The sequence below is a fragment of the Agromyces sp. GL_144 genome, assembly GCF_057834305.1.
In genome coordinates, this window is the sequence record NZ_CM174399.1 from 914,273 (window position 1) to 930,265 (window position 15,993).

General features: G+C 71.0%; 13 protein-coding genes. 9 read left to right on the plus strand and 4 right to left on the minus strand.

Annotated features, from left to right (window positions below; translation table 11 throughout):
• Positions 1–54 precede the first annotated feature (54 nt).
• Positions 55–1,029: an aldo/keto reductase gene (locus AC3IPY_RS04020; protein ID WP_489186846.1), complete on the plus strand. Its 975-nt coding sequence runs from the start codon at positions 55–57 to the stop codon at positions 1,027–1,029.
• Positions 1,030–1,048: 19 nt separating this feature from the next.
• On the opposite strand, the gene AC3IPY_RS04025 is transcribed toward AC3IPY_RS04020, so the two are convergent.
• Entirely contained in the window at positions 1,049–1,834 is a 786-nt protein-coding gene (locus AC3IPY_RS04025; RefSeq protein WP_489186847.1) for a FadR/GntR family transcriptional regulator, read from the minus strand.
• Between the two features lie 65 nt (positions 1,835–1,899).
• Between AC3IPY_RS04025 and AC3IPY_RS04030 the strand changes: the two genes are divergently transcribed.
• The 6 genes from AC3IPY_RS04030 (at position 1,900) to AC3IPY_RS04055 (ending at position 7,488) form a co-directional block, all read left to right on the plus strand.
• Positions 1,900–2,778, plus strand: a complete 879-nt coding sequence (locus tag AC3IPY_RS04030) for an amidohydrolase family protein (protein WP_489186848.1) — start codon at positions 1,900–1,902, stop codon at positions 2,776–2,778.
• Positions 2,775–3,629, plus strand: a complete 855-nt coding sequence (locus AC3IPY_RS04035) for a fumarylacetoacetate hydrolase family protein (RefSeq protein WP_489186849.1) — start codon at positions 2,775–2,777, stop codon at positions 3,627–3,629. Before AC3IPY_RS04030 ends, AC3IPY_RS04035 begins: the two co-directional genes overlap by 4 nt.
• A complete protein-coding gene (locus tag AC3IPY_RS04040; RefSeq protein WP_489186850.1) occupies positions 3,626–4,411 on the plus strand; it encodes an SDR family NAD(P)-dependent oxidoreductase in 786 nt (261 codons plus the stop codon). The genes AC3IPY_RS04035 and AC3IPY_RS04040 overlap by 4 nt, the downstream gene beginning before the upstream one ends.
• Positions 4,408–4,731 carry an L-rhamnose mutarotase gene (locus AC3IPY_RS04045; protein WP_489186851.1) on the plus strand — a complete coding sequence of 108 codons (324 nt, stop codon included), beginning with the start codon at positions 4,408–4,410 and terminating at the stop codon, positions 4,729–4,731. Before AC3IPY_RS04040 ends, AC3IPY_RS04045 begins: the two co-directional genes overlap by 4 nt.
• A gap of 247 nt (positions 4,732–4,978) precedes the next feature.
• Positions 4,979–6,523, plus strand: a complete 1,545-nt coding sequence (locus AC3IPY_RS04050) for an HNH endonuclease signature motif containing protein (protein ID WP_489186852.1) — start codon at positions 4,979–4,981, stop codon at positions 6,521–6,523.
• 140 nt (positions 6,524–6,663) lie between these two features.
• Positions 6,664–7,488: an alpha/beta fold hydrolase gene (locus AC3IPY_RS04055; RefSeq protein ID WP_489186853.1), complete on the plus strand. Its 825-nt coding sequence runs from the start codon at positions 6,664–6,666 to the stop codon at positions 7,486–7,488.
• Positions 7,489–7,500: 12 nt separating this feature from the next.
• On the opposite strand, the gene AC3IPY_RS04060 is transcribed toward AC3IPY_RS04055, so the two are convergent.
• Genes AC3IPY_RS04060 through AC3IPY_RS04070 form a run of 3 tightly spaced genes read right to left on the minus strand, consistent with a single transcriptional unit; the run spans position 7,501 to position 11,758 of the window.
• Positions 7,501–8,610: a DNA glycosylase AlkZ-like family protein gene (locus AC3IPY_RS04060; protein WP_489186854.1), complete on the minus strand. Its 1,110-nt coding sequence runs from the start codon at positions 8,608–8,610 to the stop codon at positions 7,501–7,503.
• 22 nt (positions 8,611–8,632) lie between these two features.
• Entirely contained in the window at positions 8,633–10,012 is a 1,380-nt protein-coding gene (locus AC3IPY_RS04065; protein ID WP_489186855.1) for an FAD-binding oxidoreductase, read from the minus strand.
• A 30-nt stretch (positions 10,013–10,042) separates the two neighbouring features.
• Positions 10,043–11,758 (minus strand): ABC-F family ATP-binding cassette domain-containing protein, encoded by a 1,716-nt coding sequence (locus tag AC3IPY_RS04070; protein WP_489186856.1) that lies wholly within the window; start codon positions 11,756–11,758, stop codon positions 10,043–10,045.
• A gap of 357 nt (positions 11,759–12,115) precedes the next feature.
• Here AC3IPY_RS04070 and AC3IPY_RS04075 point away from each other — a divergent pair, with 357 nt between their 5' ends.
• The gene (locus tag AC3IPY_RS04075; RefSeq protein WP_489186858.1) at positions 12,116–13,708 is read left to right on the plus strand and encodes an ABC-F family ATP-binding cassette domain-containing protein; all 1,593 of its coding nucleotides are present in this window, start codon (positions 12,116–12,118) and stop codon (positions 13,706–13,708) included.
• 117 nt (positions 13,709–13,825) lie between these two features.
• The gene (locus tag AC3IPY_RS04080) at positions 13,826–15,991 is read left to right on the plus strand and encodes an adenylate/guanylate cyclase domain-containing protein (protein WP_489186860.1); all 2,166 of its coding nucleotides are present in this window, start codon (positions 13,826–13,828) and stop codon (positions 15,989–15,991) included.
• Positions 15,992–15,993: the final 2 nt, after the last annotated feature.

Consider the following 15,993-nt stretch of genomic DNA (forward strand, 5'->3'; position numbering starts at 1 on the left):
CGTCAGAATCATCTAACCTTTAGGCACCCCGTTCCCACGCCTGGAGGAAACTCGATGAAGAGTCGCACGCTGCGATCCGGCCTGTCGCTGACCGAACTCGGCTTCGGCGCCGCGCAGCTCGGCAACCTCGCCCACGTCACGACCGACGACGAGGCGGCGGCCGCCGTCGCGACGGCCTACGACCGCGGCATCCGATACTTCGACACGGCGCCGCACTACGGCCTCGGTCTCTCGGAACGCCGGCTCGGCGCCGCACTGTCGGCGTACCCGCGCGATGAATACGTGCTCTCGACCAAGGTCGGCCGCCTCCTCGTGCCGAACGAGTCCTACGACGGCAGCGCGCGCGACGACGAGGGCTTCGACGTGCCCGCCGACGTGCGCCGCCGGTTCGACCTCAGCCGCGACGGCATCCGACGCTCGGTCGACGAGAGCCTCGTGCGCCTCGGCCTCGACCGCATCGACATCGCCTACCTGCACGACCCCGACGCCTACGGGCCCGAGGCGCACGCCGAGGCCATCCCCGCGCTCATCGAGCTGCGTGACGAGGGCGTCGTGCGCGCCGTCGGCGCCGGCATGAACCAGTCGGCCATGCCGACCCGGTTCGTGCTGCGGCACGACATCGACCTCATCATGCTCGCCGGGCGCTACACCCTGCTCGAGCAGGGTGCCCTCGACGACCTGCTGCCCGCGGCCGCGGAGCGCGGCGTCGGCATCGTCGCGGCCGGCGTCTACAACTCCGGCCTGTTGTCCCTTCCCCGCCCGCCCGCCGATGCGCGCTACAACTACGAGCAGGCCCCGGCCGAGATCATCGCGCGCGCCAACGCCATCGCCGACGTGTGCGAGTCGTTCGGCGTGACCCTGCCGGAGGCCGCGATCGCGTTCGCGCTGCGGCATCCGGCCGTCGTCTCGGTCGTCGTGGGCATGCGCACGGCCGACCAGGTCGAGCAGACGATCGAGCGACAGGCGGCCGACGTGCCCGACGAGCTCTGGTCGACGCTGGCCGAGCGCGGGCTGCTGCGCGATGCATGACGAGCGGATGCCGCAGGCCTCAGATGCCGGCGGCCTCGCCCGCCGGCGCGCTTCCGGTGTCGGCGATCTCGGGGGCCGACTCGTCGAGGTGGGCGGCCGTGTACTCCTCGACGCCCAGCACGTGCACCATCATGCGGATGCGGGCCCGGTCGGGGTCGTGGGCCGCGAGCGCGGCGAGGATGGCGCGGTGCTCCTGCTGGGTCGAGTGCACGGCGTCCTGCTGATGGATCGCACGCCACAGGCGCGCGCGGGCGGTTCGGCTCACGAGGGCGTCGATGATGGCCGCGAAGGCGGGGTTGCCGCTCGCCGTCGCGATGAGCCGGTGGAAGTCGGTGTCGACGTCGATCGCGCCCTCGAGGTCGATCGGCTCGCCGGTGAGCAGCGCCTCGCCCCGGTCGAGGATGCGGCCGGCCTCGGCGAGGTCGTCGTCACTGATGCGCAGCGCCGCATGCGCGGCGGCCTCGGGCTCGAGCACGCGGCGCACGCCGAGCAGGTGCACGTTGTTCTCGGGGCTCTGCAGCTCGGCGAGCATGCCGAGCGGTTCGAACAGCCGGCCCGGCTCGAGCGAGGTCACGTAGGTGCCGTCGCCCTGCCTCGTCTCGAGGATTCCGAGGATCACGAGGGCGCGCACGCCCTCGCGCAGCGGGCCGCGCGAGACGCCGAGTCGCGCACCGAGTTCACGCTCGACCGGCAGGCGCGAGCCGGCGACGAGTTCGCCGCTCGTGATCATCTGGCGGATGCCGTCGATCACGACCTGGGCGCGCGACCGCGTCTGGCCGGTTTCGGGGGTGTCCGCGCTCGTCATGGCCACAGCCTAGGCGACGGCCCCGCGGCATCCGCTGAATTCATCAGATCTTTGAAGGAGGTCGCATGAGCGACATCATCGACGCTCACCAGCACGTCTGGGATCTCGAGCGCGCCGAGTACTCGTGGCTCACGCCCGAGGCCGGCGTGCTGCACCGCACGTTCGAGATGGCCGAGGCGCTGCCCGAGTTCGCAGCGTCGGGCGTCACGGGCAGCGTGCTCGTGCAGGCGGCCGACAACGACGACGACACCGACCACATGTTCGAGGTGGCCGGCCGCCACCCCGAGGTGCTGGGCGTCGTCGGCTACGTGCCGTTGCACGAACCCGCCCGCGCGGCCGAGCGCCTGGCCGAGCTGCAGCAGCGGCCGGGCTTCTGCGGGGTGCGCAACCTCATCCACGATCGGCCCGATCCGCGCTGGCTGCGGCGCCCCGACGTCGATGAGAGCCTCGGCCTGCTCGCCGCCGCGGGCGTGCCGTTCGACGTGGTCGGCGTGCTGCCCGAGCACCTCGAAGCGGTGCTCGAGATCTCGTCGCGGCATCCGCAGCTCGACCTCGTGCTCGACCACCTGAACAAGCCGCCGATCGGGCTCGATTCGCCCGACGCGTTCGAGCGGTGGGCCTCGCTCATCGCCCGCGTCGCCGAGAACCCGCGCGTGCACGGCAAGGTTTCGGGACTCTACGGCGCGGCGGGCGACCCGGCGGCATGGACGGTCGACTCGGTGCGCCCGGTGTTCGAGCACGCCCTCGCGGTCTTCGGGCCCGACCGGCTCATGTACGGCGGCGACTGGCCCGTCTCTCTCGTCGCGGGCGGGTACGTCCACGTCTGGCAGGGGCTCTCCGAGCTCTTCGCCGAACTCGCCGACGCCGAGCGCGCCGGCATCCTCGCGGGAACCGCCCGCAGGTTCTATTCCCTTCCCTCTTCTGAATCGGAGCTCCCTGAATGACTGACCAGTTCACCTTGGCGCGTCTCGGCGATGCGGGGCACGAGGTGCCCGTCGTCCGGGTCGGTGCCCGCACCCTCGACGCGCGGTCGCTGACCGCCGACTTCGACGGCGCGTTCTTCGCCGCCGACGGAATCGCCCGCGTCGCGGCCGCCCTCGACACGCTGCCGTCGCTCGACCCGACGGGGCTGCGCGTCGGTGCGCCCATCGCGGCGCCCGGCAAGGTCGTCTGCATCGGCCTGAACTACCGCGATCACGCGGAGGAGACCGGCGCCGCACTGCCCGAGGAACCCGTCGTCTTCATGAAGGACCCCTCGACCGTCGTCGGCCCGTTCGACGACGTGTTCATCCCGCGCAACTCGACGAAGACCGACTGGGAGGTCGAGCTCGGCGTCGTCATCGGCACGACCGCGCGCTACCTCGCATCGCCCGACGAGGCGCTCGCGCATGTCGCCGGCTACGCGGTCTCGCACGACGTCTCGGAGCGCGAGTTCCAGCTCGAGCGCGGCGGCCAGTGGGACAAGGGCAAGAGCTGCGAGACGTTCAACCCGCTCGGACCGGTGCTGGTGCCGGCGTCCGACGTGGCCGACCCGCAGGCGCTCGGCCTGCGGCTCTGGGTCAACGGCGAGACCCGCCAGAACGGCACGACGGCCGACATGCTCTTCTCCGTCGCGCACGTCATCTGGTATCTCAGCCAGTTCATGGTGCTGCGCCCGGGCGACCTCATCAACACCGGAACCCCCGCGGGCGTCGCGCTCGGACTCGAGGGCAATCCGTACCTGCGGGCCGGCGACACCGTCGAGCTCGAGATCGACGGCCTCGGCCGCGCGAGCCAGAAGCTGGTGCAGGCATGAGCGCCGGGGCGCTCTCCGGAGCCGGCCCGTTCGACGGCCTGGTCGCGATCGTCACGGGCGGGGCATCGGGCATCGGGCTCGCGACCGCGAAGGAGCTCGTCGCGGGCGGCGCGACCGTCGCAGTGCTCGATCGCAACCTCGACGGCCTGCCCGACCCGCTCATCGGGTTCACGGCGGATGTCACGGACCGGGCTTCGATCGACGCGGCCGTCGCCGCGGCCGCTGAGCGGCTCGGCGGCATCGACATCGTCGTGAACAACGCCGGCATCAGCGCGGTCGGCACGGTCGCCGAGAACGACGACGCCGAGTGGGCGCGCGTGCTCGACGTCAACGTCATCGGCATGGCACGGGTCACCGCCGCGGCGCTGCCGTGGCTGCGACGCTCGGATGCGGCATCCGTCGTCAACGTCTCGTCGATCGCGGCGCTCAACGGCCTGCCGCAGCGCGCCCTCTACTCCGCGTCGAAGGGCGCCGTGCTCGCGCTCACCTACGCGATGGCGACCGACCACGTCGCCGAGGGCATCCGGGTCAACTGCGTGTGCCCCGGCACGGTGCACACCCCCTTCGTCGACCGGATGCTGCAGGGCTTCGCAGACCCGGTCGCCGAACGTGCGGCGCTCGACGCCCGACAGGCCACGGGCAAGATGGTCGCGCCCGAGGAGGTCGCGGTCGCGATCGCCTACCTCGCGGACCCGCGCTCGGTCTCGACGACCGGCATGGCGCTCGATGTCGACGGCGGCGTCTCGCACCTGCGTCCGCGGCCGGCGGGAGCGCGCGCGTGAGACGCCTCGCGTCGGTCATCGGCCTGCCTCCCGAGAACCGTGAGGAGTACGAGCGCCTGCACGCCGAGGTCTGGCCCGCGGTGCTCGCGCGCCTCACGGCGAGCAACGTGCGCAACTACTCGATCTACCGCCACGGCGACGTGCTGTTCTCGTACATGGAGTACGTCGGCGACGATCTCGAGGCCGACATGGCGGCGATCGCCGCCGACACCGAGACGCAGCGTTGGTGGTCGGTATGCGAGCCGCTGCAGCGCCCCTTCGCCGAGCGCGTCGAGGGCGAGTGGTGGATGGAGATCCCCGAGGTCTTCCACCTCGACTGAGGTGTCCTTCGACCGAGGTGCGGGGGCTTCCGCGTTCGCTCCGGGGCGTGGCCGAGTGGCCGGGTGGTCGAGTGGCCGGGAGCTCGGGCGTCTGGTCGGCTGGTCGGCCGGCCTTGCGAGTGCAGTGCGAAACGGATGCCCCGTCGTGAGCGGCCGACGGTCGCGGCGATCTTCAACGGTGAGATCACCGTCTCCGCAAGTCGAACATTTGTTCGAAACTCGAGGTGAGACACGTTAGAATCGAGGTATGCGAAGCGACGGTTCAGCACCCCATCTCGGTGGTGATTCGGCGCATGCGTCGCGGTCCGTTGAGGGCGTCGAGGTTGCTGGCGAGGCGGCTGAATCGGCGACCGAACCGGCGGCTGAATCGGCGGCTGGCCTGGTGGTGCGTTCGCCGTATGCCCTCGCGCAAGATCAGCTCGCGGGCCTGGTGGATGCGGTGGTGGGGGCGCAGCGGGTCGAGGCGATGCAGGCGTCGATGCGGGTGGATCTGATGTTCCTCGCGCTGGGTCACGCTTTGCGGGCTGAGGCGGTGTTCGTGGCGTCGTCGGTGTCGGGGTCGCGTCGTCGTGAGATGGCGCACCGCAGTGTCGTGGCGGAGTTGGCGACGGCGTTGCGGGTGTCCGAGCGCAGCATGCAACGTCAGGTCGATGAGGCGTGGACGTTGTCGACGTCGTTGCCGGCGACGTTGGCGGCGATGCGGGCCGGTGATCTGTCGCTGCAGCATGCGCGGGTCATCATCGAGCAGACCGCCGGCGTCGATGACGAGCACGGGGTGTTGTCCCGCCTCGATGAGCGTCTCGCGCAGGCGGCCGTCACGGTGTCGGCGGCGACGTTGCGACGCAAGGCGCGAGCGCTTCGTGAAGAGCTGCTGGCCGAGTCCCTCGCCGACCGGCATCGGGCGGCGCGTGCGACTCGTCGGGTCGAGCTCGAACCGGCGCGTGACGGCATGAGCTGGTTGCACCTGCTGTTGCCCGCGGCCGATGCCGCGCTGATCGCCGACCGTCTCGACGGCACGGCCCGGGTCGTGTTGGCCGGTGACGAAGCTTCCGGTGTCGCATATTCCACGGCTTCGGGTCACGTCGCACCCGATCAGGTGCGTGCCGATACCGCGCGCGATCTGCTGCTCTACGGGGCGTTGCCGTGCGGGGCGGCGTTGGCCGGCGCGGTCGCGTCGGTGCGTCCGAGCGTGCACGTCACGGTCCCGGTGCTCACTCTCCTCGCCGACCCGGCTGCGCGCACCGTTGCCGATGTGCCCGTCGCATCGGCCGTGCTCGACGGGTACGGCCCCATCGATGACGACACCGCCCGCGGCCTCGCAGCGCACGCACCCTCGTTCACCCGCATCCTGACCCACCCCGTCACCGGTACCGTGCTCGACGTGGACCGCACCCGGTACCGCCCGCCGGCGGACCTGAAGCGGTGGCTCGAGGTCCGCGACCGGTCCTGCCGATTCCCGGGCTGCAACCGGAGTGCCGCACGCTGCGAGATCGATCACACCCAAGACTGGGCGTACGGCAACACGACCGCGTTCGACAACCTCGCCCACCTCTGCGCCGCACACCACCACCTCAAACACGAGACCTCCTGGGCGGTACGACACCATGCCGGCGGCGTCCTCGAATGGACCTCACCCGGCGGAAGCACCCACACCACACACCCCGAACACCACATCCCAACCGGCGAATCGGCAGCACCACCAGTACCACCACCATCAGCACCACCACCATCAGCACCGTCCGAGGTGCCCCGGCAGTCGAAGGCGTCACCCGGCGACGCTCCACCGTTCTGAGGTCTCGGTTCCGCGGCTGTGCCCTCGAGGATTCCGTCGTGCGTTCGTGACCCGTCACGCATCGGCATCATCGTCGAGAGCCCGTCCGTGACGGTCCCTGTTGGAACCCGCGGGGCACCCGGCACGGCATGATGGGCCGTATGGCCCCTGGCACCCCTGGCACCCCTGACGTCCCCGGCATCCCCGGCATCACCGAGGTTCCCGCCCCGCAGTTCGTGATGAGCACCAACGGACGGCGCATCGCGACCTACACCTGGGGCGACGACGAGGCGACGCCCGTGCTGCTCGTCCACGGTTTCGCGTCGAGCGCGCGCGACAACTGGGTCATCACCGGTTGGGTGCGCGACCTCACTCGGGCCGGCTACCGCGTGCTCGCGATCGACCAGCGCGGACACGGCGCCAGCGACAAGCCCTACCTCGACCGCGCCTACGTCATGGAGCTCTTCGTCGAGGACATCGTCACCGTGCTCGACACCTACCTGCTCGACAGCGCGCACTACATCGGGTACTCGCTCGGCGCCCGGGTCGGCTGGCAGGTCGCCGTCGCCCACCCCGAGCGTGTCGATCGGGCCGTTCTCGGCGGCATCCCCGACGGGCGCCCGCTCGCGCGCCTGCAGATCGACCAGGCCCGCGCCTACGTCGACCACGGCACGCCCGTCGAGGACCAGGTCACCCGCAACTACGTGCAGTTGACCGAGCGCGTGCCCGGCAACGACCTGCGCGCCCTCATCGCACTGGCCGAGGGCATGCGCCTGGGGGACGCGGATCCGGATGTCGCCAACCCGCCGACGCAGCCCGTGCTGTTCGCCACCGGCAGTGAGGACGCGATCCTCGAGCGATCGCGGGCACTGGCGGATGCCACCCCCGGCAGCCGCTTCCTCGAACTGCCGGGGCGCCACCACTTCAACGCACCGGTCTCACGGGAGTTCCGGCAGGGTGCGGTCGCGTTCCTCGACGAGGCCTGAGCCGCACGAACGTCAGCTCTCGAGCGCCGTCCGGTCGATCTCGAGTCCGAGCCAGTCGGCGAGGTCGGCGATCTCGGCCTCGACGCCCGCTCTCGTCGAAGAGTCGAAGCCCGCATCTTCGTGGACGGCGTTGACGACGAGCACGCCCCGCTTGCGATCGGCGACGGCGTCGAGCTTGCCCACCAGACGGTCGCCGTGCAGGATCGGCAACGCGAAGTAGCCCCAGCGCCGCTTCGCGGCCGGCTTGTACATCTCGAGCGAGTACTCGAAATCGAAGAGCTGCTGCGCCCGCAGCCGGTCGTAGGCCAGCCGATCGAACGGCGAGAGCAGGGCGGTGCGCCCGGTGAAGCCCGAGCGCACCTCGTCGAGCACGGCGGGATCGACGCGCCACTCGCCCGGCACGCCCTCGACCACGGCGGGCTCGCCGGCCTCGCCGACATCGACGGGTTCGAGCGGCATCTTCGTCGACTTCGCCCGCGCGATGCCGAGCGCCGCGAGGCGCCGTTCGTCGCGTGCCCGGGTGGCCTGCTCGAACGTGGGCGATGCGGTCTCGGCAGGGTAGACGCGATCGGCGATCGTGAACAGCCGCTCACGCCCGCGTCGCCCGGCGATCGCGAGCTCGCCCTGGAGCGCGAGGTACTCGAGCATGCGGCCGACGTTGCGATTGTGGGTCCAGCCGGTCGACTCCCATGGCACGACGCTGGTGTCCTCGATGTCGCGTGACGGCAGGGGCTCGGGTGAGGCCGCGAGCCGGCGCAGCACGTCTCGTCGGAACCCGGCATTCTGCTCGAGCCACACCCTGGCGCGCTCCCACGTCGGCCACGCGGCCATCTCGGCCCGGAAGAACGGCAGGTCGCCGATCGGCCGGATCAGGGCGTCGAGCTCGAACAGGGACCGGTCGTGCTCGAGCGCTCGCACGAGGTCGGCTGGACGGTACGTCGAGCCGAGCCGACTGAACGCCACGAGGTCGGCGTTGGGCGCGATGGCGGCGGTCGGGTCGACCTGCAGCAGCGTGAGGCGCTCGACCATCGGAAGCAGGCCCGACGGACGCTCTGCGTCGAGCATCTGCGCGCGCACGGCCACGCGACGCGCTGTCGCCGCATCGAGCTGGTGAACGCTCATCGAGGATCGCCGGTGCAGGCCGTCACTCCGCGTGGATCGCCCGATTGCTGCGGATGACGCCCGCGGGATCGACCCGATGCTTGACGGAGGCGAGGCGCTCGAGCACCGCCGGCGGGTAGGCGTCGGCGAGCGGCCCGGCGCCGAGCATCGACGGCACGCCGCCGATGACTCCGTGCCGCGCCGAGAGGTCTCGCAGCGGCTGCAGGGCGGCGACCGGGTCGATCGACGGGTTCATGAGCAGCACCCCGGCGTTGAGCAGCAGCGGTGCACGGATGGCGCCGACCGCGGCGAACTCGGAGCCGAGCTCTTCGGCCGTGGCCCCGCCCATGGCGCGCAGGCCGCAGCGCATGAGCCCGTGCTCGGCACCAGCGAGGAACGCCTCGACGAATTCGGCGGCGAACGCGTCGTCGTCGCTGCCGATCGTCGCGCCGAAGTCGGCCGTGGGCATCGGGTCGACGGGCTCGGCCGCCACGGCGGCGAGCTGCCCGATCGTGAACACGGTGAGTGCATCGGCGATGGGCTCGGCGACGGCGAGCAGCCGTTCGGCGTACCCGCGACCGGTCGCCTCGTCGCCGACGTGGACGAGTCCGATCGAGGCGACGGTGCGCCCGCGCAGATGCGGCGGCATCGCCTCGAGATCGGGAAAACGCATCATGCCGATGTCGAGACCGAGCTCCGGCACATCGCGCGCCAGCGCGAACGCGGCCGAGATCACGGGCACCGCGGCCTCGGCAGAGAACACGAGGCCGCCGCCGAAGAGCGCGCCGCCCTCGTGCAGGGCGAGCTCGATCGCGGTCACGACACCGAAGTGCCCGCCGCCGCCGCGCAGCGCCCAGATGAGCGAGACGTCGTCGTCGACGTCGGAGACGCGGCGCACCTCGCCCGAGGCGTCGACGAGTTCGACGGCCACGATCGATCGGGCGGTGAGCCCGTTGCGTCGGCTGAACATGGAATGCCCGCCGTTGATGGCGAGCCCGACGACGTTGACCTCGGGATTCGAGCCCGCGAGCGCGATGAGCCCGGTGCCGTCGAGCGCCTGCAGCGCGGCGCCCCAGTTGACGCCGGCCCCGGCGCGCAGCACGCGCCCCTCGACGTCGACGCTCAGTTCGTCGAACGCCGACGGACGGATCACGATGACGCCCTCGAGGTCGCCGGCGGCCCCGTGCCCGTTGGGCTGCGTCGTGACGCCGAGCCCGACGGCCGCCGCAGCCGCGAGGATCGCCTGCACGTCCGCGACATCCGCCGGCACCGCCACGGCCGCCGGTCGCTGGTCGATGCTCAGGTTCCATGGCGCCCTCGCGGCGTCGTACGCCTCGTCGCCGGGCAGCACGAGCGTGCCGGTGAGGTCGGTTCGCAGGTCTTCGAGCGCCTTCGCGCGGGCATCGGTCGTCGGATCGGTCATCGGTGGAGCCCCTCTCGTCCGGCGGCCACGTTACTCGCGGCCTCGGACATCGTTACGTGACCCGGCCACGAGCCGTCGACCGCGGAAGCGCTCGCGCATGCGCCGATCGTGCGTGACGAGCACGACCGCCCCCTCGAAGCCGACGAGCGCCTGCTCGAGCTCGTCGACGAGTTCGGGCGCGAGGTGGTTCGTCGGCTCGTCGAGCAGCAGCACGTCGTGCGGGCGGCTCACGAGCAGGGCGAGCTCGAGGCGTCGGCGCTGCCCATAGGAGAGGCCGCCCACCGGAACCCCCAGCTCCCGCTCGTGGAAGAGGCCGAGGCGCAGCAGCCGTTCCGCCGCGGTCGCCTCGTCATGGCGGATGCCTCGTGCGTACGCCTCGAGGAGCGTCCACCGCCCGCCCGTGCCATTCCCGTTCGGGCGCGACGCCTCCTGTCGCAGGTGACCGACGCGCCCGTGCACGCGCACGGATCCGGCCTCGGGCTGAGCCTCGCCCGAGATCGCGCGGAGCAGGCTCGTCTTGCCGACGCCGTTCGGGCCGGTGACGAGCAGGCGATCGCCCGCGTGCAGCACGAGCTGCTCGACGTGCACGCCGGCCACCCGCACGTCCTCGAGGGCGACGAGTGGCTGCGTCGCGGCATCCGGCGCCTGCTGCGCTCGCTCGAGCCCATGCGCGAACGACAGCGGCTCGGGCGGCGGCGCGACCGGGAGCTCCTCGAGCCGTGCGATGCGCTCCTTCGCGTTGCGGATGCGGCCCATCGCGCCGTGGTCGCGGCCGCGCATGCGGAATGCCCCGGCGCCCATGCCGGCCTTCTCGAGCTTGCGCGGGATCGCGTCGAGCCTGCCGGCGTTCGCCGTGAGGAGGGAGCGATGCCGGACGAGCTCGGCCTTCCACTCCTCGTGGGCGAGTCGCTGCCGCTCGCGCTCGGCGGCCTTCGCGGCCCGGTAGCCGGCGTACCCGTCGCCGTACCTGGCGACCGACGCCGCGTCGACCTCCCAGATCGTCTGCGTGAAGGCCTCGAGGAACGCGCGGTCGTGCGTGACCGCGACGACGGTGCCGCGGTGGGCGCGCAGCACGCCGAGGAGCCAGTCCCATGCGGCGTCGTCGAGGTCGTTCGTCGGCTCGTCGAGCAGCAGCAGCTCGGCGTTCGCGGCCAGCACCGCGGCGAGGGCGACGCGGCGCCGCTCGCCGCCCGACAGCGAGGTCCACCGGCGCCCGCGCCCGATGCGGCCGACGCCGAGCACCGCGAGTGCGGCCTCCAATCGGGCGGGCGCACCGTAGCCGTCGCGGGCGTCGAATCGGTCGCGCAGCTCGGCGTAGCGTTCGAGCTCGGCCGCCAACGCGGTGTCGTCGGCTCGGGTGGAGGCCGCGCCCATGGCGTCCTCGGCGTCGCGCAGCTCGCGTTCGAGCGTGCGGAGCTCGTGCCAGCACGCGTCGACGGCGTGCTGCACGGTCGCGTCGTCTGCGAGTTCGAGCACCTGGTCGAGCGCGCTGCGCCCGCCGGGCGCGATCACGACGGCCTCGCCGTCGTCGGGCTCGAGCTCGCCCGCGATCACGCGGAGCAGGGTGGACTTTCCTGCGCCGTTGTCGCCGATGACGCCGATGTGCTCGCCGGGCCGGGCCGTGAGGTCGACGCGGTCGAGCACGACGTGGTCGGCGAACCGCTTCGTGACCGAGCGGAGCGACAGTTGCGAGGCGGCCGGGCGCGCGGTGGTGGGACGTGCGGAGGTCGGATGTGCGGTGGTCAAGGGGACCGGTCCTTCCGGACCGTCGCGGGATGCCGCGGGGTACACCCGTCGTGGATGCGCCGGTGGGTGGCGCCTCAGGGTGCGTTCGCGGCGTGCGGCGACGGTCGAGGGTTCAGGTGGTGCGGAGCTGAATCGTGCAGGTCGGAACAGCGACCGCGGAGCAGAGCTCGACGCGGTCGGCCACCTACTGGAAAATCAGCGTACCCATCCCGGAGAGGTTACCGACCGGGATGGTCCCGCGCAAGACCCGATGCGACCGAAGTGCACAGGGCGGGCCGCGTAGGGTTGACGGCGAGGGCCGGCTCGAGGCATCCGCTCGCCGTCGCCCTTCTGAACCCCGATCGCAAGGAACCTTCCGTGAGCCTGATCCGCCTGAACGACGTGAGCATCGAGTTCGACGGGCGCCCGGTGCTGAAGGAGGCGTTCCTCAAGCTCAAGCAGGGCGACCGCGTCGGCCTCATCGGCAAGAACGGCACCGGCAAGACGAGCCTGCTCGAGGTCGTGCTCGGGCGGCGCGAGCCGAGCAGTGGCACCCGCGACCTCACGCTCGGCACCACGATCGGGTACTTCTCGCAGTTCTCCGAGCTCGACGGCGAGCTCAGCATCCAGCAGACGCTGAGCGCGCATTTCACCGACGTGCACGAGACCCAGGCGCGGCTCGATGAGATCGGGCTGGCGCTCGCCGAACCCATGCCAGACGACGAGATGACCCGGCTGCTCACCGAGCAGGGCGAGCTGTTCGAGCGCATGGACCACGTCGGCGGCTGGACCTACGAGACGACGATCGACACCGTGCTCACCCGTCTCGGCTTCGATGAGGAGCGTCGCGCGCTGCCCGTGGGCCGGCTGTCGGGCGGATGGCGCAACCGGGCCGCGCTCGCGCAGATCCTCGTGCAGTCGCCAGACGTGCTGCTGCTCGACGAGCCGACGAACTTCCTCGACCTCGACGGCGTGAAGTGGATCGAGAACTGGCTCGCCTCGTTCGCGGGCGCCGTGCTCGTGGTCTCGCACGACCGGCAGTTCCTCGACGGCGTCGTCACGCGCATCATCGAGCTCGAGAACTACCGCCTGCAGGAGTACGAGGGCGACTACTCGGCGTACGTGCACGCGAAGCAGTCGCGCCTGAAGATGCTCGAGAAGCAGTTCGCGCATGAAGAGGAGCTGCTCGCCTACGAGCAGTCCGCCTCTGCCGCGCGCCGCGAGGCGGCACGCAACCCGTCGAACGCGGTCGCACGGCGCCTCGCCGACATCAAGAAGCGGCAGGCGCCGCGTCCGATCGACCAGATCATCACGGGCATCTACGAGGGCCTGCGCGTCAGCAACGACCTGCTCACCGTGACCGGGCTGACGAAGAGCTTCGGCGGCGCGCCGCTGTTCGAGAACCTCTCGTTCGACCTGCACCGGGGCGACCGGGTCGCGGTGCTCGGCTCGAACGGCTCGGGCAAGTCCACGCTGCTCGACGTGCTCACGGGCGAGACCGAGGCCGATGCCGGCAGCGTTCGCTGGGCGAAGGGCGTGCGGTTCGTGTCGTACAACCGCGTCTACGCCGAGCTCGACCTCGAGGACACGGTCGGCCATGCCGTGAACGCGTACCCCGACTCGCTCGCGTTCACGGCGACGAAGAAGTCCGTCAACCGGTTCCTCGCGATGCTGCAGTTCTCCGAGGCCGACCTGAAGCAGAAGATCGGCACCCTCTCTGGCGGCCAGCGGGCGAGGGTCGCGATCGCCCAGTGCCTGCTCTCGGGGGCCGGAGTCATCGTGCTCGACGAGCCGACGAACCACCTCGACATCACCTCGACCCAGGTCATGGAGCGGGCGCTCACGCATTTCCCGGGCGCCGTGATCGTGGTGTCCCACGACCGGTTCTTCGTCGACAAGCTCGCCGACCGGCTGCTCGTCTTCGAGGGCGCCGGCCGCGTGCGCGAGACGCCGGCGACCGGCGCGCTGTAGACCCCGAGGCATCCGCAGTCTCGCGCTTTTCCTTGCCCCCGCGTTCGGCGTGTCAATAGAGTGACGCGTGAGCCGACCGGGGGGAACGCAGTGAGCGTTGCGGAATCGCGGAGCCCAGTGACCGAGAGCGAGCGCCTGCGCGCGCAGGCGAGTGCGGACTCGGAACCCCCGTCGCCGCGCAAGCGTCGAGTCCGTCGTGGCGGTCTCAGCATCCAGTCGAAGCTGCTCATCATGCTGCTCGGCGTGAGCCTCGCCTCTTCGGTGATCGTCGGCGTCATCGGGTACGTGAACGGGCGCGACTCGTTGCAGGCGGCCGCGCTCGACCAGCTCACCACGATCCGCGAACTGCGGGTCGGTGAACTCGAGTCCGCGATGGAGGGCGTCCAGAACGGCGTCACCCTCGACTCGCGCAACCTCAGCGCGCAGACCGCGTCGCGGGAGATCAACGCGGGCTGGGACGAGCTGCAGAACCGCGAGCTCACCGCCGACCAGGAGGCGGAGCTCGAGGCCTACTACACGGACACGTTCAACCCGCAGCTGGAGGCGGCGACCGGCGACGCCTACAGCCCCACGGCCTTCATCCCGGAATCCAACGCCGGCAAGTGGGCGCAGTACCACCTGACGGCGCAGTTCGACGACTTCGACGCCGCGCTCCTGGTGAACGATGCCGGCGACGGCACGGCGTACTCGGAGGCGACCGCGCAGTACGGGGACTACCTGACACGGCTCGTCGACCAGGTCGGGTACGAGGACCTGCTCCTGCTCAACCTCGAGGGGGACGTCGTCTACTCCGCGTACAAGGGCGTGGACCTCGGCACCAACGTGCTCGACGGGCCGTTCCGGGACTCCCTGTTCGCCGACGCGTATCGCGAGGTCGTCGCCAGCAACAGCGTCGGTGCGCTCGAGACCACCGACTACGAGCGGTGGATCCCGTCGCTGAACGCCCCGACGCTGTGGGTGCTCTCGCCGGTCGGCAACGATTCCGGTATCACCGGGGTGCTCGCGGCCCAGATCCCGTTCGACACCATCAACAACGTGATGACCGGCCACGAGCGCTGGAAGGAGCAGGGGCTCGGCGACACCGGCGAGGTCTACCTCGTCGGTCGCGATCACCTGATGCGCAGCATCTCGAGGGTGCTCGCCGAGGATCCGGAGGACTATCGGGAGCGGGCGATCTCGACGGGCACGCCGCCGACGACGGCCGACCGGGTCGTCGAGGTGAACGGCACCGTGCTGCTGCAGCCCGTGAACACGCTCTCGGTCGACGAGGCGCTGAAGGGCCGGAGCGGCACCTCGCTGTCGATCGGATACCTCGGCAGCGAGAACATCACGGCGTACACGCCGGTCGAGATCGACGGCCTCGACTGGATCGCCGTCGCGCGCATCGACACGGCCGAGGCCTTCGCGCCGGTGGCCGACTTCACCCGCACGCTCGTGATCTCGCTGCTCGTCATCATGCTCGCCGTCAGCCTGCTCTCGCTGGTGCTCGCCCAGGTGTTCACCCGCCCGATCCGGAAGCTCGTCGACGCCGTTCGGCGCGTGGCCGGCGGAGACCTCGCCGTCTCGGTGCCGCTCGGCTCCCGCGACGAGATCGGCGACCTCGGCACCGCCTTCAACGACATGGCCGCGAGCCTGCGCGTGAAGCAGGAGCTCATCGACGAGCAGCAGACCGAGAACCGCAAGCTCATGCTCACGCTCATGCCCGAGAACGTCGCGAAGCGGTACAAGGAGGGCGAGGAGACGATCTCCGAGGAGCACGAGAACGTCTCGGTCGTCTTCGCCGAGCTCGTCGGGTTCGAGGAGTACGCCGACGCGCTCTCGGGTGATCGCGAGACCTCGCTGCTCAACTCCCTCATGCGCGGGTTCGACGAGGCCGCGACCAAGGCCGGTGTCGAGAAGGTGCGAACGCTTCGCGGCGGCTACCTCGTGAGCTCGGGACTCATCGTCCCTCGGGTCGACAACGTGCGGCGGGCCGTCGAGTTCGCCAAGGAGATGCGCGCGGTCGTCGAACGGTTCAACTCGCAGAACGACACCGCCATCGACATCCGCGCGGGCGTCGACACCGGAACCGTGACGAGCGGGCTGGTGGCGCGCACGAGCCTCGCGTACGACCTGTGGGGCGACGCGGTGAGCCTCGCGTACCGCGTTCGCAGTGTGGCCGGTCGGCCCGGCATCTACGTGAGCCAGGCCGTGCGCGACCGCATGCAGGACAGCATCACCTTCACCGAGGCGGGCACGGTCGAGCTGCGCGGCAAGACGCAGACCGTCTGGCGGATCGAGTAGCC